This is a genomic window from Sphingomonas kyeonggiensis (assembly GCF_030812785.1).
Classification (GTDB): Bacteria; Pseudomonadota; Alphaproteobacteria; order Sphingomonadales; family Sphingomonadaceae; genus Sphingomonas; species Sphingomonas kyeonggiensis_B.
Genome location: NZ_JAUSTJ010000003.1, coordinates 1,037,394 through 1,061,837, shown reverse-complemented (window position 1 = coordinate 1,061,837; position 24,444 = coordinate 1,037,394). Strand labels below are relative to the sequence as shown.

The following is a 24,444-nucleotide window of genomic DNA, read 5'->3' as shown; positions in this document are numbered from 1 at the left end:
GGTTGCGGCAGCCTCGCAGAGGCGGAACGCGTTGCCATCGCGAGCGTCCGGGCCATCCTTGCGGACGAAGTGACGAGCAAGGGTTTGCTCGACTTGAGAGGGCATGTGGATATCGAAGCGGCGGACGGCCTCAAGCTGACGACTGTGAAATTCTGCGACGCCGTTGATCTGCGTCTCGGCAGAGACGCCTGATCGCAAGGATCACAACCTCCCTCCCCGCCTTGGTGGGCCGCCTAGCGCTTCTCGCGTACGAGGTTACGCTCGCCAGCGCGCCAGTATCTCTTCGTAGCGCAGCTTCTCGGCATCGCGCGCCGATCGGGCTTTTCGCACGAGCTCGCCTGCCGCGCGCTCGGCCGCCTGGCGCTCGTGTGCAAGCCTTCGCTCCCGTTCGCGGAAGTCCCGCTCTAGCTGCTCGGCCGCACGCTGCGCGCCATCCAGGGTTTCCTCGGCATCGTCGAGCGGCTTACGATCGGGCCGGGGGCGAGGCTTTCTCTTTGGCGCAGCCGATGCTCGGGGTTCTCGCCGGCTATCTGCCGCACTCGCCCGTTCAAGGGCGGCGAAATGCTCGGCTTCGCTACCTCGGAGGCGCTTGATGACCTTGCCTGGATGGGCAAGCGGCTCCTTCGACAACTCGGCATCGCTCACCAGCTCGGCGGCACCGCGCGCGAACAAGTTTGCCGCAGCACCCCAGGCCTCAAGCGCCGCCTTTTGGCTGGCGGCGGCAACATAGGCATCGTGAAAGCCGATTGCAGTTCGGAAGACCTTGAGTTTGCGCGGCATCGCGATTGAACGCGCCTCAAGGGCCGCGGCTCCCGCGACCTGCAAGCCGCGTCGAGGCACGCCGCGCTTGACCCGGGAAATGCGTAGCGCCGCAGCCCGTCGGCTCCGCGTTCGCCTTAGCCTCGATCAGGCCGCGAAATCGGGCTTCTGCGGGACCGCATCGGCGATCGAAGGATCGCTACCATGTTCGGCAATCTCCGTGATGCCGTATACTGATCTGCCGGCGCTTGTGGATTGACTCGAAGGCTCGCCGCGAAGGCGCGATCGTCGCAAGCCACAATGGCAAAGCTTTTTCGCCTGGGGGGTGACGCATTCACCGTGCATGGCATGGCATGGCACCGCGCGCTCGAGTTTCAGCCCCACTGAGATGGAAACCGGGCGACCGATGCGGTTTCCCTGCTTCAGCGTTGGCATAACGACACACGTCCAAATGCGCATGGGCCGTCTCTTGCGAGACGACCCATGAACACCCCTCGCAAGATCAGAAGCGGAAACGAACCCCGGCGCGGCCGCCATAGCCTTCATAATCGCCACCATCGGCATAGCGGCCCTCGAAGAAGCCGCTGATCGCTCCGCGCTGCGAGCCGATGTTCAGACCCAGCAGCCCTTCGCCATAGTCGCTCAGCCGCTGGTTGCCGAAGCGCACCGTCTGTCCGCCGCTGGTGAAGGTGACCTGGTCCTGGCCCTTGAACTCATGGACATAGTTGCCGCCGCCATAGAGCGTCATCTTGGCGGGACCGATATCGCTGGTGAAGCCTATCCGCGCGCCGCCACGGCCGCGCACGCCGTCCTGGTCGTTGAAGGCGAAATTGCCCGACGCATTGCCGAAATTGTCGAAATCTGAATGCGTGTAGGAAACGCTTGCCGCCGGCTCGAACCAGAGCTTGCTGCCGAAGCGGACGCCTACCTCAGCTTTGCCGCCATAGATAGAACCCTTCAGCTTCTGAGTGTAGCGACCCGAGATGCTGACATTGTCACCCCAATAATAGTCGTACTTGGCGAGCGCGTTGACGAAGAAGCTGCCGGCGTTGAGGCTGGCATAGACGCCGCCATTGACCACATCGAAGTTGATCCGGTCAGGCGAGTTGGCGAAGTTCAGGTTGGAGTTGAGATAGCCGCCGGTCAAGCCGAAGGCGAAGCCGCCCTCACCCACCGGAGCGCCCAGATCCACGCCCATCTGGCCGCCGAAATAGTCCTGTTTGTAGCTCAAATCGACCGGGGTAGTGACGCCGTTGAAGGCGAAGCTGCGGTTGCTGCCGCGATGCTCGACCTGACCAAGCACCTGGGCCCAGACGCGCCCGCCGGCACCACCGGGGCCATTGGCGGCGACATTGTCGCGCAACTCGCGCATATGCCCCGACCAGCTGTCGCCCGACTGCAGCCAGAGGTTGCGCACCCCTTCGGCGAACAGCGATGCGCGATAGACCCCGACGCCGGGCGTGGCGACTAGGCTGTAGGCAAAGGTCGTCGGGTTGTAGACGATGCCATACTGGATCAGGCCCTGATCGACGCTGCCGCCGTCGAGCGTGAACGCCGTTGCAGACGAGGCCGCGCCGGCCTGCGCCACCACTGCGCCTGCGCTGGTGCTGAGCACCGCCGGCACATTATTGAGCGCGGCGACCGAGACGATCGTTGTGCCCGTCGCCGCGCCGCCGATGCGCAGTTGGTCGCCGGTGAAAGCAATAAGATCGACATCGACGCCGAGCTGCGCCGCGCCGTTGCCGGCATAACTGCCCGGCAGAACCAGCACATCGCCGACATGGCCGTTACGCAGATCGACCAAGCCGCTGTTGTTGAACGTCTCCAGTCCGGTGAGCGTGACCGTTCCGGCGGTCGTCGCCAGGCCGAGTACGCGGAGCGTGGCGCTGTTGTTGAACACGTCCGCGCCCGCGCCGAAGTCGCTGTTGCTGTTCGCGTTGAAGGTGCCGGTGTTGTTCACCGTATCGCCATTGGCGGTCAGCAGGATGCGGCCGTTGATCGTGCCGCTATTGTTGACCGTCGCCGCGCCGCCGGTGACCGCGAGGGCATAGTTGCCGCCGCCGAGCGTACCGGCGTTGGTCACCGTGGTGCCCGTGCCCGACGTGATCGTTGCGCCGTTGTTGAGGCCGGTGAGGGTGCCTGAGGTCAGGGCGAGATTGGCGGTGGTCGCCGCCGCGATGCTCACGCCGTCAAGGCTTGCCGAGTTGTTTGTGCCGCTGAGCGAGACGCCAACCGAGCCTGCCGTGCTGTTCGCCACGATCGCATTCGACGTCGCGCCCGTGGTGGTGACGCCGGTCGCCGAAATGGTGACTGCCCCGCCGCCATTGGCGACAATGCCTCGGCTGTTGGCGCCGGTGGTGGCAACCTGTCCGCCGGTGATGGCGATGGTGCCCGGCGTAACGATGTTGATGCCGTCAGACGTGGCGCCGGTGGTGGTGATCGTACCGCTGTTGACGAACGTCACCGGGCCGGTGCCGGTGATGACGACCGCAGTTCCGGTGCCGGTGGTCCCGGCGCCGGCGACAGAAGCGTTGATCGCCCCAGCACCACCGGTGATGCGAAGCGCGTTCGCGCCATTGGCCGCATGCCTGCCGCCGGTGAAGGTCACCGCGCCGGTGCTATTGACGACCGTGCCGGTCGCGCCCGCCTCGGTCGCGGTTACGGCACCGGTGGTAAGCGTGACGGCGTTGGTGCCGGCGTTGACGATCAGACCATTGCCGGTCGTCGCCACGGTGCCGACGGTCAGGTTGATCGGCGCGGTCGAGGTGATGATCGCACCCTGCGCGCCGAGACCCGTGGTGGTGACGTTGCCGAGATTGCCCGTGACGCCCGCGCCGGTGACGAGCGCGGCGGTCACGCCGGCGCCATTGGTGCGAAGCGTCGAGCCGTTACCGCGCAGGTTGATCGTGCCGGTTGAGGCAAGATCTAGAGCACTGGCGCTGTTAACGCCGGCCGCGATGCCCGACGTGGTGATGTTGCCGTAGCCGGCATCGATCGCGCCGGTGGCCGCGCGGATGTACAGGCCCGTGCCGCCATTGCCGGTGGTGGTGATCACCCCCGCATTGGTGGTGACCGTGCCGGCGCCGATGGTGTTGGCGGTGACGCCATAGGAGCCGATGCCCGAGGTGGTCGCCGAGGCGATGTTGACCGCCATGTTGCCGCCGACCGATGTCGCGAACACGCCATTGCTGTTGAGGCCGGTCGTAGAGAGCGCGCCGCAATTAACCGTCACCGATCCGGTGCCAGCGGCCTGTGCCGAGACCGCGGTTGCGTTGTCGCCAGTCGTGGTGACGCTTGGGCAGCCGCCGATGTCGATCGCGCCGGTCGGGCTGAACGCATTGGCGATGATGCCGCCGCCGTTAACCGTGCTGACGGTGCCGGTGCGGACCGTGACGTTGCCGGTGAAGCCCTGCGCCGCGATGCCGTAGCCGCCGGGGGTGGTGGCGCCGTTGGTCGAGGTGGTGATGTTGCCGGCGGTGACCGACACGGTGCCTCCATTGGCGAGGATCGCGCGATCGCCCGTCACGACATTGCCGGCGACAACGGTGTTCGCGCCGTTGGTCGCCGAAACCGTGCGGATGCCGCGGCCGGTCGCGGTGATGTTGCCCGCAGTGGTCGAGATGGCGCCGGTCTGGGCGCCCGCGTCGATCGCGGTGCTGTTCGCACCCGTGACGTTGATGTTGCCGGTCCGCAGCGTAAGGTCGCCGCCGGCCGTCGACAGCACGCCGAAGGAATTAGCGCCGCTGGTCGCGATGTTGCCGACCGTGAAGGTGGCCGGCTGGGCGAGCGTATTGAGCGTGACGCCATTGGCAGCGACCCCGCCGGTGACGTTGATGTTCACCGGCGCGCTGACGCCGGCAGGGGTAAGGCTGAGTGCGCCGCCCGTGGAGGTGAGGTGGACCGCGGTTACGCCGGTCGTCGCGATCGGGCCAGTGGCGGTATAGGTCGTCGTTGCCGGGCCGGTCGTATCGACGGTCACCAGGCCGGGACCCGCAACCGTTGCATTGCCGGCGGTGGTGGTGCCGGTCAGCACGGTGGCCGCGCCATCGACGCAGGTGATCGTGGTGCCGGTCTGCGAGCAGGTCGTCGCCTGCGCAGCGGCGCTGGTGGGCAGAAGCAGCATTGCTGCGGCGGTGGATACGCTGCCGAGAAGCGCGAGGCGCAACTTGGTAGCCGGGGTGGCGGACGCCATCACGTGCGAAACGAACATCTAAACCGGTCTCCTGGAATCAGGCCCCCCGGGATTAGTTTCGCTTAGCCGCAACCTTTCAACGTAGATACTCGTATGACTACCAGGTCAAACAATTGATCTACTGAAGAAAATATAGTCGATAGCTCCACAGCAAGAGGAATTTATATTTTGAAAGTTTCGCAACTATCCACGGAACGCGATTTCGGAACTTCCTCGTATGACCTCGTCCTCGCCGCGATTGATCGTTCGTCTATCGGTGTCGCCGTGTGCGGCCGCGACTTTACCGTACATTTCCTCAACCCCGCGATTAACCGGTTCCTTAGTGGCGGGGCCGACGCCACCCATGGGCTGGCGATTCTGGGCGTGCTTGGCGTTGATGTGGACGTGGCGATGTCGGAGATCGCCTCGCAGGGCAGCTGGGCCGGGGTGATCGACGTCGACACACTCGGTAACGTCGAGCTGTACGTCACGGTCGAGCCGTTCGATGGCGCCAACAACGCGGCCGGCTGGCTGATCACTGCGCGTAGGTACGTCGAGCGCGCCGCACCCGTTTCGCTAACCGACGCCCAGCTTATCGCCCTGTCCGGCAAGCTCACGGCGCGCGAGCGCGAGGTGATGCTCGCGTTGCAGGAAGGCGCCAGCAACAAGGCGATCGCATTGCGCCTGGCCATCAGCCCGCGAACGGTCGAATTTCACCGCGCGCGGATCATGCAGCGCTTCGCCGCCACCTCCGTTGTCGAGCTGGTGCGGAAGGTCGCCGGGGACGCGCTGGCGACGATGTAATCGCGCGCCGGCACTCTAGCGTCTAAGCACTTCGCGCGCCTCGGCCGCAAGCGCGGCGTATGTGAATGGCTTGGTGATCAGATCTGAGCCGGCTTCGAGCCAATCGTCCCGCATGATCGCGTCGCGAGTGTAGCCCGAGGCGAACAGGACCTTCGGGTCTGGATGCATGGACCGCGTGGTATGCGCGAGTTCCTCGCCGAACATTTGGGGCATCACGACATCGGTAAGCAGCAGATCGATCGAAAAATCGTCGCGCTCGAGCAGGCGCACCGCGGAGTGTCCCATCATGCGCCTCGACCACGCGATAGCCCAGTTCGCGGAGGATGCCGACGGTGTAGGCACGAACTTCGCCGTCATCCTCGACGACGAGCACCGTCTCCGATCCGCCTTCAGCTTCCATCGACTACACGAGCCCATATTCGTCGGCGCCCAGCTGCCTGGACTCGCGGCCGAGGAGCAGGCGGACGGTCGTCCCCTCGCCTTCGGCCGATTCGATCTAGACATGCCCGTCCGATTGCTTGGCGAAGCCATAGACCATCGAGAGCCCGGTGCCCTTGCCTACCTCCTTGGTCGTGAAGAACGGGTCGAACACCTTTACCACCGTCTCCGTTGACATGCCGCACCCGCTGTCCTTGACCGCAATCGCGACATATTGCCCCGGAAGCACGCCTTCCGGCGCGGTAGCGTCGTCCAATACGATATTGGCGGCGCTGATGGTAAGAGCGCTGCCACCCTCAATCCCGCCTCGCCGCTGGCGGCAAGTAACCGATTAACCGAAGGCTGAGCACACTTGCCGCGATGATATCGGCGTCTTCCCAAAGGCAAGTTCGAATATCGTGCATAATGGCCTGCCATTTCGCGTTTCGCACCACCTCCCCCTATAATTTCAGTAACTTACGGGAGGGTTCGAACGCCATGAGTTGCGCCTCCATTTTTGCGCCATCAATGTAACTCTTTGAAATAGTGCGGAATCACTCAGCACATCAGTTCCAATCCTGATTGGATCGAACCTCTAGCCGGTTGATCTCGTAACCACGCTCAAAGCGCCAAATCCTGAATTACCCGACGCCAGGCCGGAGTGGCACGGCAGGCTGGTGCCCACCGTGCCGGTGCGGACTTAATGCCAATAACTAATGCTGCTCCGCCGCCACGGCCAACGCAGCCTTGGCGGCCAGGATATAGGCCGTGGTGGTGCTCACCGTATATTCGCTCTCGAACCACAGGAATGGCCAATCGGCCTTCAGCTCGGGGAAATCGGGCTTGATGATCAGCACACCTGGCACCATCCCGCCGGCGATGAAGCCGTAATCGGCGCGGTTGTGGCCATAGCCGATCAGCTTCGAGCGTGTGCCGACGGTCGAGACAAGCGACAGGTTGTTCGCCGGATGGCGACCGAGCATGTAATCGAGCGCACGGAGCGTGTATTCCGATCCGATCAGGTCCGGAAAGGCGCGGTGCATCAGATACATGTTGCTGCCGAAGCTGGCGACTTCTCCGGATCCCGCCCAGGAACCCATGGCGACCGGCACGCCGAAGGGATTGGTCAGCTCCGCGTCGATCTTCGGCTTGGCGGCACGCACCAGCGCCTTGATCCGATCGCGATAGGCCGCATCCATATAGGGCAGCGCGAGGATTGCAGCGCCGCTGATCCGATCGAAATTCGCCTCGATCGCCGGCATCAGGGTGCGCAGGCGATCGGTATAGACGGCCTCGCCCTTGGTGGTGAGGATCAGTTCCACCGTCGCGGAGACCTTGGCGAGATCGAGGAAGCGCGCCATGAAACCGTTGTCGTCACGACCATCGCTGGCATTGGCGGTCTGGCCCTGACGTGCGGTCCAGAGCGCCTTGGCCGCGGCCAGCGCCTCGGCAGCCATGGCGGGATCCGAGTCCTTGAGCGCGCGGCTCGCGGCGGCGAGGCTTCCGGCCACCCTCAGGTCGTTCGCCGGATAGGCGGTGGTGAATGCCCAGCGGTCATCGTCGATGCCCGAGCGGCCCGCATCGCTCTGGTCCGGCGCCATGGCAGGGTCGTAGAGCTTGCCGTCGGTCTGTGACCCGGCGTCGCCGAGATGCGCATATTGGCGGAGCTTCGGATCGACGATGCCGACGATCGCGTGGCCGAAGACCTTGTACTGGGCGAGCAGCTGCAACGTGCCGTGGCGTATCTGCTGGATCGCGTCGGGCACGCCGTCCGGCTTGCGGATTTCCACTTCGCGCGCCTTTTCGTCGACGCTGGTCTCGTCCCAGTCGAGGCCGAAGAGCTCGCGCGCCCAGACCAGATCTCGGACCACATCGGCGTTCTGCGGCGTCTGGATATCGTAGTCGCCCGCGTCCTGGAAACCGCCGACCGCCAGGCCCGGGATATGCTCGCCCGGCTTGAAGGGAGAATCGAGGTTCGGGCCCATGCGGTAGCCGTCGAAGTGCGTGATATTGGGCGGCGCCTGGCGCGCATCGTCGAGATGCGAGGCGCGCTGCCACACACGATACTGCTCGCGCACCGTCATGTGGTCCATCTGCACCGGCAGATAGGTGTCGAGCGAGGGCTGCCAGATCCGCGCATAGGCATCGGCTGCGATCGGGAACGGATTGGTCGTCTGTCCCGCATAGGAGATGGCGTAGATCCCCGGCTCGCGCACGCTCGAGAAATCGAACGCGGCATAGTTGTAGCGCAGCCATTTGCCGCGCTGCTGGACCGGCGCGCGGAACACGGGCTTCTCGCCATCGGCGGTGAGCTTGACCAGCACCGCCTCACTCGGCGCCTTGAAGGCGGGATCGAGCTCGATCAGCGCCACCTTGTCGCGCGCAGGCGTGTAGCCGGCCTGGTTGAACGACACGACCGGCGCACGCGTCCAGCCCGGGATCACGTTCGGGCGGACGTGCCAGACAATGGCATCGTCCTTCGCGCCCTCGGCAATCAGCGAGCGCACGACGAACCAGCCATTCTGCGCCCGGTTGCGCGCGTCATAGAGCGCAAGCGGCGCGTTGGCGGTGATGGTGACGCGGGTAGCGGGATCTTCGGGCGACAGCGTGACGGTCTGCGCCCCCGAGGCCAGGGGCTGGGGATCGCCGGAACCGTCCGTCGCCATCGGCCCGCTCGCATTGCGCGGAAACAGGCCCGGACGCTCGCCCATCAGATAGGTCTTGCCGAAATAGGCGGTCGGCAGGAAATCGAGATTGAACCCGGCCTTGCCCACCAGTTCCTTCGGCAGCGGTGCGTCGAGATCGACTGCGATCCGGAACCCGCCCTCTTCCGCGGTCACCTTCACGCGATATTTCAGATTGGCCTTGGGGTAGCTCGAGCGCACGACGATCTGGCCGGGCTCCCCGAGCGTGCGGTCACCGAAGGTCGGCACCGGATCCCATTGTTCGGGCGTCGGATTCAGCCGGATCTCGCCATCGGTAGCGATCCGTTCGCCGTGCAGGACGATCTGGATGCCCGCATTCTTCTCATCGAAGAAGATCGGGCTGAACTGGTTCTGCTCCACGATCACGCTCAACCCCTGGGTTTCGAGCGTCTGATCAGGACTGACCCGTAGCGTCTGCGCCTGCGCGCCGGCGACGGCCAGAGACGAACAGGTGGCCAAGAATAGTCCGATGCCGCGAATCTCGTGCATGCAACTCCCCTCCTATTGGAAGCCAAGGCTATTATTTAATGAAAACAGTGCCCTATCGATTTCTTCTAAGCACCGACGCAGCCATATAGACTGACAAGATCATTTATGGTAGCGCTATCATAGACTGGAAGAATGCGGGTTGCTTGGCAAGCCCATTAGGCAGCCGGCCGCAACATTTCGCACCTGCACGCAGGGGCGGCCGAGTGCTGGACCAAGGCCTCGTCGAGGCCGCAGTTTCCAGCAGATAAATAGACAGACAATTTATCTACAAATCCTCCTCGATACTATTGGCATTTCCTCTCCTAATTATGGCATGGATAGCCATATCCGAGTCACTATTTAGTAAGACAATTATATTTGGACCGAGAGGAAATGAAAGGGAGAGGTGCAATGAAGCTTTTCACGGAGGCTCTGAAACCGGCACGACTTAGCCTGGCCATGGCCAGCATCGCCGCCGGTCTTGCGCTGGCCGCACCAGCCCAGGCGCAGAACGACAAGATGACCCCCATCCCCGTTCCGGCCCAGCCCAGGGCCATCACGCTCGATACCGGCCCCCTGCCCGGCGCGACCGCGCCCGAGGCATGGCACAGCCAATATGGCAGCGTCTTCGCGCGGAACGTCACCGTCGCGACGCTCACCCCGTTCCTGCCCGATCCCGCCAAGGCGACCGGCGCCGCGGTGATCGTGGCGCCCGGGGGCGGCTTCCGCACCCTGTCGATGGAGAATGAAGGCTGGGACGTCGCCAAGGCGCTCGCCGCCAGGGGCGTGGCCGCCTTCGTCCTCAAATATCGCCTGAACCCGACGCCGCAGGAAATGCCTGCCTTCGAACAGTCGATGCGCGAGATGTTCTCGGGCGTGGCGCGCACCGCGCCGCGGATGGACCCGCAACAGGCGATGGCCGGCCTTGCGCCCCAGATCGCCGACGCCCGCGCCGCGTTCGCGCTCGTCCGCAAGCGTGCCGGCGAATGGCATGTCGATGCCGACCGGGTCGGCATGGTCGGCTTCTCGGCCGGCGCGATGCTCACGCTGGCAACCACGCTCGCCGGGCAGGATGCCAAGCCCGCCTTTATCGGGCTGATCTATGGCCCGCTCGCCTCGGTGACGGTGCCCGCCGACGCCCCGCCCGCCTTTGTCGCGCTGGCGGCGGACGATCCCTTCTTCGCCAATAGCGGCTTCGGGCTGATCGAGAGCTGGAAGGCGGCGAAGCGGCCGGTGGAGTTCCACCTCTACGAACAGGGCGGGCACGGCTTCGGCATGTATCCGAAGGAAACCACCAGCACCGGCTGGTTCGATGCCTATGCCCGCTGGCTCGGCATGCACGGCCTGCTCAAGCGCGCGCACTGAGCGAGGCCCCGTCCGTGCCCTGGCCGCTGGGTCAGGGCACGGATATCTCGAAGCTGCCGACCGGCAGCCCGTCCCGGTCGAACAGATTGACGGTGGGGCTGTCCGCCCAGGCATAGCGGACGCGGGTCACCGGACGGCCATCTGCCGTAATCACCACCTGATTGCCGTTCACTCGGGCATCGGCATAGCGGCAGCTTCCCTGTTCCGCGGCGCACAGCTCGAACCCGATTGCCCGATCGGCACCCCGCGTTGCCAGTTCGCCGCCCACATCCGCAAAGCCGAGCGTGACCGCGCCGTCCGCGCCCCTGCCCGCCCGCACGACGCGCGGCCCTGACGACGCGACCGCCTCGCCATAGGCCAGGCTGCGCATTACCCGGGCCAGCCGGCGCCCGACCTCGTGCTTCTCGCCGGGATGGATGTCGAGCGAATCGCCCAGATCGAGCGTCACCGCCACAGCGGCATGCCCGTCCTTTTCGGCCACCCGGCGCTGGGTGTCACGCAGCCCTGCCCAGCCGCTTTCGCGTGGCCGGGACGCCGTGTCGCCATAGGCGGAAAGCTGGGCGATCGCGAAGGGAAGCTCGGGCAGGCCGAACTGGCGGCGCCAGTCGCGCATCATCGCGGCGAGGCGCTTGTCATATCCGGCCAGATCGGTGTCGGACTCGCCCTGGTACCAGGCGACGCCGGTCAGTGCGATCGGGCCGAGCGGCGCGATCATCGCATTGTAGAGCGTGCCGGCGCCGTTGATGTCGTCCCAGGGCGCGCGCGGGGCGTTGGTGCGCGGCTTGCCGGCAATGGCATAGCGCCAGCCCGTATCGAGCGGGATACTGGTGCCATCGGCAAAGCTGAGCCGCATCGCCTCGGCCGGGCCGATCATCCCGCCTTCGGCCCAGACATTGTCGTCGTTGATCGTGATCACGTTGCTGCCCGCAACCAGCGTGCCCGCCGGCAGCAGATAGTTGCGCGGCGTGGCGGCATTGCTGCTGCCGCCCACCGGCTTGCCATTGACCCAGGTGACGTCTGCATCATCGACCGCGCCGATCGACAGCACCGCTTCTTGGCGCGCCTGCCCGGCGGTGAGGGTCACCTCCTTGCGGAACCACAGCATGCCGACATAGTCGGCGAGCGCGGGGATACCCCAGCGATTGAACGCGCCGATCCGTGGTACGGGTTGCCAGTCTAGCGAGGCCTGGAACTGCCAGGGTTCGGTGCCCGGCCGATTGCCCGACTGGTCGCGCCACCATTGTTCCCATTTGGCGCTGGTCCGGGCAATCGCGGTAGGGACATCGCGAGCGTAGAGACGAAGCGCGTCGACGCCGTCGCCCATGTCGGCGGCGCGCAGCCCCGGCTCGTCCATCCAGGCGGAGATGCGCGACCCGCCGCAGCTCGAATGAATCGCGCCGATCGGCACCTTCGCCGACTTGCGCAGCGCCTGGGCCATGTAGAAGCAAGCGGCTGAGAAGGGGCTGGCCGTGGCCGGGGTGGTCGCTGCCCAGCCGGGCTGTGCCGCGAACCCGGTCTGCGGCGTGAAGGCAGTCGCCTTGGGCACGGTGAGCAGGCGCAGCTGGTCGTCGGTCGCGGCATAGACGGAATAGCTGTCCTGCGATCGCTCGACCGACATCTCCATGTTGCTCTGACCCGAGCAGAGGAACACGTCGCCGATAAGCAGGTCGCGGACGATCGCGAGGCCGCTGCGCGCGCTGATTTGCATCTCATAGGGGCCACCCGCGGGCAGCGGCGCCAGCGTCGCGCTGAAGCGGCCCGCGCGGTCCGCCTTCACGGCGACCAACTGGCCGGCCAGGCTGATCCGCACCGCCTCGCCAGGCTCGGCGCTGCCGGAAATGCGGATCGGTTTGTCGCGCTGGATCACCGCATGATCCGTCAGCACCCCATCGAGCCGGGGCGCGGCCAGCGCGGGCGTTACCGGCAGGGCGGCAAGCGCCATCAGCATCCATTTGGTCATGATCATCCCTCTCCCGACCGCGCCATTTGTATGACGGTTTTACGGCCATTGACCTCTCTACATAGGTTAAATAGTCAGACTAGAAAGCAAAGAGCAACGGCTGAAAATGCGGGACATGGGGAGGATCCGGGGAATGGCCTTGTCGGACGGCTTGCACATTACGCGGCGACAGATTCTGCAGGGTTCGGCGGCCGCAGCCGCCGGGCTTTCGCTGCCCTCCGCGAGCCAGGCACAGGCGCAGATGACCGGTGCGCATCGCCTCTGGTATCGCAAGCCGGCGCGCGAATGGGTGGAGGCGCTGCCGGTGGGCAATGGCCGCATCGGCGCGATGGTGTTCGGCGGCATCTCAAACGAAAAGCTGCAGCTCAACGAGGATACGCTCTGGACCGGCGGCCCCTATGAGTCGGTGAACCCGGCGGCGCGCGCGGCGCTGCCCGAGGTTCGCCGGCTGGTCTTCGCGGGCCGTTATTCCGAAGCGCAGAAGCTGGCCGATGCGACGCTCATGGCCAAGCCGCTGTCGCAGATGAGCTACCAGTCGTTCGGCGAGCTGCTGATCGACATGCCCGAGATCCCGGATTTCTGGGCGCGGGAGTATCGACGCGAGCTCGATCTCGACTCTGCCATCGCGACCACGGTCTTCACCGTGGGCGGCGCGACCTTCCGGCGCGAGGTGATCGCCTGCCCCGTGCATCAGGTGATCGCCGTCCGGATCAGCGCCGACAAACCCGGGCGTATCGACTGCGGTATCACGCTGCGCGCGGTCCAGCCGGGCTCGCTTGCGGTGGAGCGTAACGCGCTGATCGTGACGGGCACCAATCGCGACGAGCACGGCATTGCCGCTGCACTCCGGTTCGCCGGACGGGTGGAGGTGCTGCACGAAGGCGGCAGGCTTGAGCCGCGTGCGGGCGGCATCGGGGTTCGCGATGCGGATTCGGTGACGATATTGGTCGCGATGGCCACCAACTATCGCCGCTACGACGATCTGCGCGGCGATCCGCTGGTGATCACCAACGCGCAGATCGACGCTGCGGCGAAGATCGGCTTCGCGGGCATCGCTGCGGCAGCCACCGCGGAACACCGGCGCCTCTACCGTGCGGTTGCGCTCGACCTCGGCACCAGCCCTGCGGCGGAGCAGCCAACCGACGCGCGCATCGCCGCGGTAGGAACGGCCGAGGATCCGGCGCTCGCCACGCTCTACTTCAACTATGGCCGCTATCTGCTGATCGGCTCGTCGCGGCCCGGCAGCCAGCCGGCCAACCTACAGGGGCTGTGGAACGACAGCGGCCAGCCGCCCTGGGGCTCAAAATACACGATCAACATCAACACCGAGATGAACTACTGGCCGGCCGAGCCAACCGGCCTCGCCGAATGCACCGCGCCGCTGATCGCGCTGGTCCGCGACCTCGCCGAAACGGGCACGCGGACGGCGCGCGAGATGTACGGCGCGCGCGGCTGGGTGGCGCATCACAACACCGATCTGTGGCGCGTGACGGCGCCGATCGACGGCGCGCAATGGGGCATGTGGGCGATGGGCGGGGCGTGGCTCTGCACGCATTTGTGGGCACGCTACGATTATGGCCGCGACCTCGCCTATCTGCGCAGCGTCTACCCGCTGATGCGCGGCGCGGCGCTGTTCTTCCTCGACACGCTGCAAGCCGATCCGAACACCGGCCATCTCGTCACCAACCCGTCGATGTCGCCCGAGAATTCGCATTCCGGCGGCCTCAACGGACCGACCATCTGCGCCGGGCCGGCGATGGACATGGAATTGCTGCGCGACCTGTTCGCCCAGACTGCGCAGGCGGCGAGAACCCTCGGCCTAGACGCGGATTTCGCGCGCGAACTGCTCGCGACCCGCGCGAAGCTCGCGCCGAACCAGGTCGGCGCGCAGGGCCAGCTGCAGGAATGGCAGGCGGATTGGGACGCCGCGGCACCTGAGCAAAATCACCGCCACGTCTCGCATCTCTATGGCGTGTTCCCCAGCCACCAGATCGATCTCGACGAAACCCCGGAGCTGGCCGCCGCGGCACGGCGCTCGCTCGAACGACGCGGGGACGATACCGGCGGCTGGGGTACCGCATGGCGAGCCAATCTCTGGGCAAGGCTGCGCGATGGCGACCGCGCGCATCGCCAACTGATGCTGCTGCTGGGCAGCGCGCGGGTCTATCCCGACCTGCTCAACGCCAACCCCTTCCAGATCGACGGGAATTTCGGCGGCACCGCGGCGGTCGCCGAGATGCTGCTGCAGGGCCATGGCGAGCAGATCCTGCTGCTGCCCGCACTGCCCAGCGCCTGGCCGACGGGATCGGTGCGCGGACTGCGTGCGCCCGGCGCCTGCACCATCGACCTGGAGTGGCGGAATGGCCAGCTCGCCCAGGCAACGCTGGCCAGCCCCCTGGGCGGCAGGCGCATCGTGCGGCTCGGCGGGCAGCGCGTCGCGGTGACGCTGAAGGCAGGTCAGCCCTTGCGGCTTGTCGGCCCGGCGCTGAAGCCGGGTCGGTAAGCGGTCATTTCGGCAGCACCACCGCTGCCGGAACGGCAAAACCTGCGCTCTGGCCCGCCACGCCGGTGCCCGGCTGGCCCGAGCCGACCGTGACGCGGTAATCGCCGGCCAGCACCTTGCGCACCCCGTCCACCGTCACGGCGCTCAGGTCGCGCGGCGATAGGTCGAAGCGGATCGTCCGCGCCTCGCCCGGCTTCAGCATGACGCGCTGAAAGCCGCGCAGCGCGACGCGCGGCGCGCCGGGGTCACTGGGGAAGTTCAGGTAGAGCTGCACCACCTCGTCACCCTCGCGGCCGCCGGTATTGCGGACCGTGGTGGCGACGCGGATGCCCTTAGCCGCATTGCCGCCGGTGGGCGTCACTTCGATCGGGGCATAATCGAAGCTGGTGTAGCTGAGCCCGTAGCCGAACGGGTAGACCGGGGTGCCCGCGAAGTAGCGATAGGTACGCCCCTGCATCGCATAGTCGCCGAAGGGCGGCAGGTCGTCGATGCTGCGATAGAAGGTCAGCGGCAGGCGACCCGAGGGATTGGTCTTGCCCGACAGGACATTGCCGATCGCGAGGCCGCCGGACTGGCCGGGATACCAGGCCTCGATGACCGCCGCGGCATTGTCTTTCGCCCAGGCGAGGTTGATCGGACTCCCGTTCATCGCGACCAGGACAATCGGCTTGCCGGTCGCCTTCGCCTGTTCTAGCAGAGCCTGCTGGTCGGGCGATAGGTCGAGCGTGGTCTTGTCGCCACCCTTAAAGCCCGGGATCTGGACCGGCGATTCCTCCGCCTCGAGATCGGAGGTGAGGCCGACCACGGCGACCAGCACGTCCGCATTGGCAGCAGCAGCCTTGAGGTCCCGCTCCGGCGTCGCCGTGACCCGCTTCCACACCAGCCCGACACCGGCAGTGCCAGTATGCGCGTCGCCGTTCACCTCGACCGGATAACGCTTGCCCTTCTCCAGCCGAACCGTCTTCATTGTCGGCAGGCTACCCCAGGGGGCGTCCTTGAGGTCGACGAACGGCTTGCCCTCGAACTTCATCGTCCCGCTCATGAAGCCGGACAAGCCGAGCCGGTAGCTGCCGCTCTCCGGCGGCACGATGAAGCCGGTCCAGACGACGCGGTGATGATCCGAGACCTGCGCGAGATCGAGGCTGCGGCCGTCGACGCTCGTCTCGATCCGGCTCGCGGCGGGCGTGTCGGCGAACTTCGCGGTGCGCACATAGTCGGCCAGCGCGCCCGGTGCGAAACGCGCCGGCAGCGTGCCGAGCACATTGTAGTAACGGGCGAGCAGGCCCGGCCGGCCGTCGGGCGAGCGCAGCGCGCTCGTCGGGATCGGATCGCCATCGGTATAGGTCTCGCCGAACGGCACATAGTCCACCCGCGCGCCCGGCATCGCGCGGCGCAGGCCGTCCACCACCGAGATCGGCGGCGCCGAGAGCGAGGAGGAATAATTGCCGCGCAGCACGCGCGTCGCATCGCCGAGCGGCCCGATCACCGCGACGCGCAGGCCGGGCTTGAACGGCAGGATGCCGTCATTCTTGAGCAGCACCAGGCTCTTCTCGGCCGCCGACAGCGCCAGCGCGCCATGCGCCGGCGCGCCGACCGCAGCCGGATCGCCAGCCGCCTTGCGGACCCCGGACAGGTCGCCATTGCGATAGCGGGCGGAAAACAGGCGGACGAGCGTCCGGTCGATGTCCCCTTCGGTGATCAGCCCGCGCTTCAGCGCCTCGCGGTAGCGATCGCCCAGCCCGTCGGTGTCTGAGAGCGTCGCGGTATGGCATTCATTGTCGACGCCGGCCCGCAGCGCCGCGGCGACCGCCGAAGCGGGATCGGGCGCATAATGATGGTTGTCGCTGATGTCCTTCACGGCGTCGCAGTCCGACACGACATAACCGTCAAAGCCCCAGGCGCCGCGCAGATGCTCCTTCAACAGCTCGTCACTGGCGCAGGCGGGTTGGCCGTCGATGCGGTTATAGGCGCACATCACCGAACCCGCCTTGCCCTCGACGATCGCCGCGCGGAACGCGGGGAGATAGGTGTCCTCGAGGTCGTGGCGCGAGACGAAGACATTGGCGCTGTGGCGCGTCGATTCCGGCCCGCTATGCACCGCGAAATGCTTGGGTGTGGCGACCACGGCGGGCAGGTCCGGGTTCGGACCCTGCATGCCGGTGACGAAGGCCACGCCCATATGCGCGGTCAGGAACGGATCCTCGCCATAGGTTTCCTGGCCCCGCCCCCAGCGCGGATCGCGGAAGATGTTGATGTTGGGCGACCAGGTGTCGAGCCCGGTGCCGATCCGCCCCATCCGGCCGGTCTGGCGGGCCAGTGCGTGCAGTCCCTGCACCTCGGTGCTGATCGATCCGGCGACCTGCTTGACCAGCGGCGCGTCGAAGGTCGCAGCGAGACCGATCGGCTCGGGGAAATTGGTGGTGGGCAGCGAGCCCAGCGCGCCGTGCAGCGATTCGGTCCACCAATTATATGCCGGAACCTGGAGCCGCGGGATCGCCGGCGCGGTGTTGAGCAGCTGGTCGATCTTCTCGTCGATCGTCATCCGGCCGACCAGATCGCCCGCCAGCTTGTCCGCCTGCGCGACCACCGGCGACGGGCCGCTGTCTTGAGCCATCGCAGGAAGCGAAATGCAGGCGGTGCCCGCAAGCAGGAGCGCGCCGAAAGCAGCCGCGGAACGGGTCATTGTCGTGCCTTTCCTAGTTTCTGTTGGCCTGCCGGTCAGACCGGCTGCAGGCCATGTTCCTGGATCTTGCGGATCAGGTCGCGGTGGCGGGGAAGCCCCGCGCGCAGCCGCTCGGTCTGCGCCGCATTCTCGCGCATCGCACGCTCGGCCAGACGCATGTCGCCGGCGAGCGCCTCGGCCTCCACTTCGGTGCGGAAACCCATGCCATAGAGGACATATTGATAGCTGGCCGGGGGAAAGACTTCCTCCACCCGGTCGAACTCGTCATGGAACCAGGGCGACTGGTATTTCCAGAGCAGCATCAGCTCCTGCAGCCGCTCGGGGATCGTCTCGGGCAGCACATTGTCGCGCCAGAAGGCGCTGTCGGTGCGCTTCGTCAGGACATAGTGGAGCTTGAGGAAATCGATGATCCGGCCCCAGCGATAATGGGTCGTCGCGTTGAAGCGCGAGGCAACGACGTCCATCACTTCGCGGCAGCGCGGCATCTGCTCGGCGATCAGCTTGGCCGACAGTTCGATGAGCACGATCGCCGACGCCTCGAGCGGCTCGAGGAACCCCGCGGCCAGGCCGACGGCGACGCAGTTGCGCTTCCAGAAGGTCTCGCGGTGCCCCGAGCGGATCTTGATCTTGCGGACGGCCAGGTCCTTGCCCGCCGCGCCGAGATAAGCGCGCAGCTCGCGCTCCGCCTCGTCGTCCGAGATATGGTTGCTGGAGAAGACATGGCCGGTGCCGCGGCGCGTCGGCAGCCCGATGTCCCAGATCCATCCCGCCGACTGGGCGGTGGAGATGGTGTGCGAGGCGATCGGGCTGTCCTCCTGCTCATAGGGTATCTGCACGGCGAGCGCGGTGTCGCAGAACAGCACGTCGCTACAGTCCTTAAACGGTACGCCCAGCGCCTCGCCGAGCAGCAGCGAGCGGAAGCCGGTGCAGTCGACGAATAGATCGCCTTCGATCTCGCCCGCCTGTTCGGTATCGATCGCGCGGATGTCGCCATCCTCGGAGAGCAGGACCTGGCGCACATCGGCAAGCACATGCCGCACGCCCAGCTTCTCGCAGCAATGGCGCTGCAGGAAGGGAGCGAACTTCCCCGCATCGAGGTGATAGGCATAGTTGGCGACCGCGTCATATTCGGGCGTCGCGATCGTCTTGGGCGCCAGCCCGTCGTCGCAGATACGCCCCTGCGGGGTCACCGTGTCGCAGAAGCTGCGCGCGCCGCTGTCCGAAAGCCAGTACGGCACCAGGTTGAGCTGGTGGAAGCCCTGCGGCAGCATCAGCGGGTGGTAATAGGCGTCGTCCTCGGCGCCCGTGGTCCAGCGCGCGAACTTGGCGCCCTGCTTGAAGGCCGCATCGCACTCCCGGAAGAAATCCGTCTCGGAAACGCCGATCTTGGCCAGCGTCGTGCGCAGCGTCGGCCAGGTCCCCTCGCCTACGCCGATGATCGGCGTGTTCGGGGATTCGACCAGAGTAACTGTGAAGCCCGCCGCCATCCGGCTGCGATGCTTCGCCGCGATCACGCCGGCCGTCAGCCACCCCGCGGTGCCGCCGCCGACGATCACGATGTTTTTGACCGGGCGCATCATTTCCGATTTTCAGCAAAAAAGGACTGGGGATGTCAAAAGACATCCCCAGGTGAGGAGGAAGGTCAGAAACGGTAGCGGATGCCAGCCGTGAAGCGCCGGCCATAGCCATAGACGTCGAGCAGCTGGTTCTTGAACCGGCCACGCGTGCTCATCGTCGCATTGTTGACGTTGAGCGCTTCACCGAAGACGTTGAACTCCTTGGTGATCTGATAGCTCGCGCTCAGATCGACCTGGGTGCTCGCATTGACGAAGGTCGGCTCCGAACCGAAGGCACCGGTGTTCTGCACCTGGCCGAACTGGAGCAGATATTCGTCACGCCAGTTGACCGCGGCACGGAACTCGAATCCGTATTTGTCGAAGAATCCGACGAAGTTGGCCGAATTGGCGAGGCCGGTGACGGCGAAGCCGCTCGTGCTGATGTCCTTCGGATCATAGGGCTTGTTGGTACCCACGATCGTACCGTTGGCGATGAAGCCGAAGCCGGTATTGCCAAAGGTGTGCTGCAGCGCAACTTCGACGCCACGGACCGTCGCATCCGGACCGTTGATCCGCTGTGACACCGCGAACTGTGCCGCCTGCCCCGTCGAGGGATCGGTCACATTGTTAATCGTTTGGCGCTGCGTGCCCTGCACGATGAAGTTGGAGACGTTCTTCAGGAAGAAGTTCACCGCCAGATAGGAATTGCGCTGATAGTACCATTCGGCGGCGATATCGAAATTGTCCGCCAGGTACGGCTTCAGCGCGGGGTTGCCGCCGTCCGCAGTCAGCGCGCCGACGCGCTGGCCGCTGCCGATGTTTAGCACCGGGGTCAGCAGGTTGAGCGTCGGACGGGTGAGCGTGCGCGACGCGTCGAAGCGCAGGATCAGGTTCTTGGTCAGCTCGAGCTTGGCGTCCACCGCAGGCAGCAGGAAGCTGTAGTTGCTCTTGGTGGTGACCTGCTGCGACGGACCGAAATTCACCGTGAGCAGCGTCGGGTCGGTCAGACTCGGGGTGATCGACGTCGGCAGACGGCCGATGCCGGTCGATGAGATGTCGGTCGATTCCTGGCGGACGCCGGCGTTGAAGTGGAAGGGCATGCCCGCCACTTCGGTCTTGAACTGCGCCGACAGGTAGAGCGCCCAGGTCTTCTCGCTGATGTTCCGATAGCTGCCGACATCGTTCATCACGTCGAACGTGCCGGTGAAGCCCGTGCAGCAGCCGGTATTGTAGCCCGGGATCACCGCGGTCTGGGGATTGCCCAGGCCGGTCAGATAGTTCTGATAGTCGATCGCCGAGAAGTTGATCAGCGTCGGCGGCAGCGCCCCGGTATAACCCGGGATGAAGTTCGACGTGCTCACCATGCCCTTGTACAGGCTGGCCGGGATTGCCACGCCACCGCTGGTGCCCGACGCCGGACCATAGCCGGAATAGGCCTGCCAGTAATTGTTGGCGAAGGTGTTCGCGCTGCGGAACTTGAAATTGTCGTCGAGATAGGTGCCGCCGACGGTGAGCGTCAGGTCGTCCTGCGACCACTTCGCCTGCAGCTTGCCCTGCTTGATCGAGTCGGTGTTCTTGTTGGCGATGTTGACGGTCACGTGCGACCCAATCACTGTCGGGTCCGCCCAGCGGCTGGCGTTGCCGCCGGCGCCATAGTTCACCAGCGACGGAAGCACCTTGTCGCTGTCACCGTTGATCTGAATGCCGAGCGACGGGCCGATGCCGAAGCCATAGCCGATATCGGCGCCGCGCGAGTTGACGCGGCCGTCCGGGTTCAGCCAGCTGGTCGAGATGCTGCCGTCAGCCTCGATCTCGAGATGTTCGGTGGCATTCCACTTCACGTTGAGGCCGGTCTGGTTGGTCTTGCGCCAGTTGCTGTCGCGCGCCGCGGTGAAGTCGGTCTGCGAGCCTGCCTGGGTGAAGTCGAGCGGCACGCCATTGGCGTCCAGCTTCACATTGCGCAGCGAGCCCTGGTTGAACCAGATGCCGAAGCCGAAAGTGTCTGCGTTGATGCGCTGGTCGGAATAATTGTTGTCGAGGGTGAGCAGCAGGCCGTCGGTCGGCTTCCACTGAAGCGCGATGCGGCCGTCGATGCGCTCATCCTTGGTGTAGGACTGCTGCGCGCCATATTGCTGCTCGAAGAAGCCGACCACGCTCTGGCGGTTGTTCACGTCGGCCCAGGCAGCGCTGGTCGGATCGCTGGTCGGCGAGCAGGTCGCGGCCGAAGCATTTCCGGCCTGCTGGCACGGCGCGTAGCGGCCACCCGGGAAGCCGTGCACGAAGACGTTGTTCACCCGCGTGTCGTGACGTGTGTAGATCACGTCCGCGAGGATGCCGAAGGTGTCATCGGCAAAGGTGTGGCTGATCAGCAGGCCGCCGGTCGGCACGACGCGCTTGGATTCGTCCTGGTACGAGCCCGAGGCCGAGGCCGCGATGTGGAAGCCCGGCCGGTCGAGCGGCTTGGGATAGGAGATGTTGATCGTCGCGCCGATCGAGTTGGCGCCGACCGAGACGTCCGGCGTCTTGTAGACGGTCAGTGCGCCGACAAAGTCGGAGCCGACGGTGCTGAAGTCGATCGAGCGGCCACCGGTCGCGGTCGACAGGCGGCGCCCGTCGATCAGCGTCTCGTTGAAGTCGCCGCCGAAGCCGCGGATGGTGACGCCATTGGCCTCGCCGCGCGTACCGTCACGCTGGATCGAGACGCCCGGCAGGCGCTGCAGCGACGCGGCGACGTTCGAATCGGGGAACTTGCCGATGTCTTCCGACGAGATCACGTCGACGACGCCCGAGGCTTCACGCTTGGCGTCGAGGTTGCGCTGGAGCGAACCGCGGATACCGGTGACGATGATCTCCTGGCCCTGTGCCTCGCTGATCTCGCCGGTCTGCGCGGAACCACCCTGGTCCTGCGCAAAGGCAGGAGAAGCAGCCGTTAGCGCTAACAAACTTGTTGCGCCGACGAGCGCCAATCTGGCCACATTGCGCGCCCGGACAGTATTTGTCTGTTTATTAAAAGCCTTCATTTCGATACCCCCTCCAGAGTATGGGCTCGTTGTCACGCCGAGCATCCTCGACGCGTGATCCGCAGTCAGGCGGTTGAAATACCGCTATTTTATCCGGAACAGGGCTCAACGACCCTTGGCTTGCACCAAGGTGGCATGGCTATCCTCCCGATTCATCTTCTGCGAATCTGACAATAACTAATCATATAAAGTTAGCGCTATCAAGAATATTTTGTCGGTGTAATTATCAGGCAAATATGGCGACTTGACCTGCGGACGCGCGCATCATCGAATGCGCCGGCGCAGCAAGCCCTGGAGTGGGATGGGAATGGCACGCGAACTGGAACTGCTCGACCTGGAAGCGCACCGCACCCTACGTGTGCGGACCAGCGGACTGGAGACGCCGCATTTCGTGCAAGTCGTTGCGGCGGAATTCTCGACGGCGGCGACACGCTGCCCGATCCTGCTGACCAAGAGCGCCGAGACCGGCCAGTTCTACACGGGCGCGATGTACGGCTTCAGGCCGGGCGAGAACCTGCTGGACGAGCCGGACGGCCCTGCCCCCTATCGGCCGCTTGATCTGGAACGCCAGGGCTTCTTCATTTCGGGCGAGAACATCGCGATTGACCGTGAAAGTCCGCGCTTTAGTGACCAGGAAGGGCAGCCGCTCTTTGAAGCCGATGGCCAGCCGGCGGAGCGCCTCCGCTACATCCAGAAGGTGCTCGGACAGCTCAAGCACGGAGTCGAGGAAACCGACCGCTTCATCAAGGCGATGCTCGACCATCGCCTGGTCGAGCCGATCGACATATCGCTGCGCTTCGACGACGGCGAAACCGTCACGCTGCAGGGGCTGTACACGATCAGCCTGGACAGCCTCGGCGAGCTCGATGACGGCGCCGCCCTCGCGCTGTTCCGCAACGGCTATCTCCAGCTCGCCTATTGTATGGTCGATTCCCTCAAGCAGGTCTCGGCGCTGGCACATCTGCGCAATCGACTCCTGACAATAAACTCAGACTAATGCCCGCAAGCGTTCCTGAGATAGGCTCGGCCAGCTCGCTCGATGCCGAAGCCTTCGCCCGCACCGTTGCGCAACCCTGCGCACCGCTGGTTCTCCGCGGCCTCGCAAGGGATTGGCCCGCCGTCGCAGCGGCGCGCGAGTCACGACAAGCGCTCTTCACCTATCTGCTCCGCTTCGACAGCGGACGCACCGCCCAGGCCTTTGTCGGCGCGCCTGCGATCGGCGGCCGCTACGACTATGGCGACGGCGCCGGCGGGTTCAATTTCGACCGGGAGACGCTGACCCTACCCGCGGCGCTGGCACGCATCACCGCCGCCGCAGACCGACCCGACCTCCCCTCGCTCTACCTCGGCTCCCTGCCAGCGGAGCTGCACTTCCCGGGCTTCGCGGAAGAAAATACCACCCTCCTCCTCCGCCCCGGCGTGCAGCCGCGCATCTGGCTCGGAAATGCCTCGCGGGTGGCCTGCCACTACGACACCTATGACAATCTCGCGGTCGTCGTTGCCGGCAGGCGCCGCTTCACCCTCTACCCACCCGACGCGATCGGTGACCTCTATGTCGGCCCGATCGACCACACCATGGCCGGCCAGCCGACGAGCCTGGCCGCCGGCTCCGGTCCCGACGATCCGCGCTATCCGCGCTTCGAGGCGGCACGCGAACGCGCGCTGGTCGTCGAACTCGAGCCGGGAGACGCGCTCTACGTCCCGAAACTCTGGTGGCACCAGGTCGAGGCGACCGAACCGGTCAACCTGCTCGTCAACTATTGGTGGGACGGGTTCAACGCCGGGCCGGACGCACCCTATACGACGATGCTGCTCGCGATGATCGCCATCGCCGAACGCCCCGCCGCCGAACGCGCGGCGTGGCGGGCGTTTTTCGACCACTATGTGTTCCGCCCTGACGGCCATCCGCTCGCACACCTGCCTGAGGAACGGCACGGCATCCTCGGGCCGCTGCGCGCCAATTACGGCCGGATCCGCGCGACGATCATGCAGATCCTGCGCGGTGGCTAGCCCGCCTATTACTCGTACTTATT

14 protein-coding genes are annotated in these 24,444 nt (G+C 65.6%); 5 read left to right on the top strand and 9 right to left on the bottom strand.

What is annotated here, in order from left to right; translation table 11 throughout:
• Positions 1-255 precede the first annotated feature (255 nt).
• Both J2W22_RS22205 and J2W22_RS22200 read right to left on the bottom strand, forming a co-directional pair.
• Positions 256-780: a hypothetical protein gene (locus tag J2W22_RS22205; protein WP_307120462.1), complete on the bottom strand. Its 525-nt coding sequence runs from the start codon at positions 778-780 to the stop codon at positions 256-258.
• A gap of 481 nt (positions 781-1,261) precedes the next feature.
• Complete coding sequence (locus J2W22_RS22200; protein WP_307120461.1) at positions 1,262-4,969, bottom strand: autotransporter domain-containing protein; 3,708 nt, start codon at positions 4,967-4,969, stop codon at positions 1,262-1,264.
• Between the two features lie 150 nt (positions 4,970-5,119).
• On the opposite strand from J2W22_RS22200, the gene J2W22_RS22195 reads away from it, so the two are divergent.
• Positions 5,120-5,734 carry a LuxR C-terminal-related transcriptional regulator gene (locus J2W22_RS22195; protein WP_307120460.1) on the top strand — a complete coding sequence of 205 codons (615 nt, stop codon included), beginning with the start codon at positions 5,120-5,122 and terminating at the stop codon, positions 5,732-5,734.
• A 15-nt stretch (positions 5,735-5,749) separates the two neighbouring features.
• Here the strand turns inward: J2W22_RS22195 and J2W22_RS22190 are convergent, their stop codons facing one another.
• The 3 genes from J2W22_RS22190 to J2W22_RS22180 all read right to left on the bottom strand — a co-directional run bounded on the left by J2W22_RS22190 (position 5,750) and on the right by J2W22_RS22180 (position 9,345).
• Complete coding sequence (locus tag J2W22_RS22190) at positions 5,750-6,004, bottom strand: response regulator (RefSeq protein WP_307120459.1); 255 nt, start codon at positions 6,002-6,004, stop codon at positions 5,750-5,752.
• Positions 6,005-6,230: 226 nt separating this feature from the next.
• The gene (locus tag J2W22_RS22185; RefSeq protein WP_307120458.1) at positions 6,231-6,428 is read right to left on the bottom strand and encodes an ATP-binding protein; all 198 of its coding nucleotides are present in this window, start codon (positions 6,426-6,428) and stop codon (positions 6,231-6,233) included.
• 436 nt (positions 6,429-6,864) lie between these two features.
• Complete coding sequence (locus J2W22_RS22180; protein WP_307120457.1) at positions 6,865-9,345, bottom strand: glycoside hydrolase family 9 protein; 2,481 nt, start codon at positions 9,343-9,345, stop codon at positions 6,865-6,867.
• A gap of 438 nt (positions 9,346-9,783) precedes the next feature.
• Between J2W22_RS22180 and J2W22_RS22175 the strand changes: the two genes are divergently transcribed.
• Positions 9,784-10,689, top strand: coding sequence for an alpha/beta hydrolase (locus J2W22_RS22175; RefSeq protein ID WP_307120704.1), 906 nt, complete (start codon positions 9,784-9,786; stop codon positions 10,687-10,689).
• 31 nt (positions 10,690-10,720) lie between these two features.
• Here J2W22_RS22175 and J2W22_RS22170 read toward each other — a convergent pair whose 3' ends face one another.
• Positions 10,721-12,649, bottom strand: coding sequence for a sialate O-acetylesterase (locus tag J2W22_RS22170; RefSeq protein WP_307120455.1), 1,929 nt, complete (start codon positions 12,647-12,649; stop codon positions 10,721-10,723).
• Positions 12,650-12,782: 133 nt separating this feature from the next.
• On the opposite strand from J2W22_RS22170, the gene J2W22_RS22165 reads away from it, so the two are divergent.
• Positions 12,783-15,152 carry a glycoside hydrolase family 95 protein gene (locus tag J2W22_RS22165; protein WP_307120454.1) on the top strand — a complete coding sequence of 790 codons (2,370 nt, stop codon included), beginning with the start codon at positions 12,783-12,785 and terminating at the stop codon, positions 15,150-15,152.
• A 4-nt stretch (positions 15,153-15,156) separates the two neighbouring features.
• Here the strand turns inward: J2W22_RS22165 and J2W22_RS22160 are convergent, their stop codons facing one another.
• The 3 genes from J2W22_RS22160 to J2W22_RS22150 form a co-directional block, all read right to left on the bottom strand.
• A complete protein-coding gene (locus J2W22_RS22160) occupies positions 15,157-17,835 on the bottom strand; it encodes a glycoside hydrolase family 3 C-terminal domain-containing protein (RefSeq protein WP_307120453.1) in 2,679 nt (892 codons plus the stop codon).
• A gap of 35 nt (positions 17,836-17,870) precedes the next feature.
• Entirely contained in the window at positions 17,871-19,412 is a 1,542-nt protein-coding gene (locus tag J2W22_RS22155; RefSeq protein ID WP_307120451.1) for a tryptophan halogenase family protein, read from the bottom strand.
• A gap of 65 nt (positions 19,413-19,477) precedes the next feature.
• Positions 19,478-22,411 (bottom strand): TonB-dependent receptor, encoded by a 2,934-nt coding sequence (locus J2W22_RS22150; protein WP_307120450.1) that lies wholly within the window; start codon positions 22,409-22,411, stop codon positions 19,478-19,480.
• Positions 22,412-22,718: 307 nt separating this feature from the next.
• Between J2W22_RS22150 and J2W22_RS22145 the strand changes: the two genes are divergently transcribed.
• Both J2W22_RS22145 and J2W22_RS22140 read left to right on the top strand, forming a co-directional pair.
• Entirely contained in the window at positions 22,719-23,408 is a 690-nt protein-coding gene (locus J2W22_RS22145; protein WP_307120449.1) for a SapC family protein, read from the top strand.
• Positions 23,408-24,421 carry a cupin-like domain-containing protein gene (locus J2W22_RS22140; RefSeq protein ID WP_307120448.1) on the top strand — a complete coding sequence of 338 codons (1,014 nt, stop codon included), beginning with the start codon at positions 23,408-23,410 and terminating at the stop codon, positions 24,419-24,421. Before J2W22_RS22145 ends, J2W22_RS22140 begins: the two co-directional genes overlap by 1 nt.
• Positions 24,422-24,444: the final 23 nt, after the last annotated feature.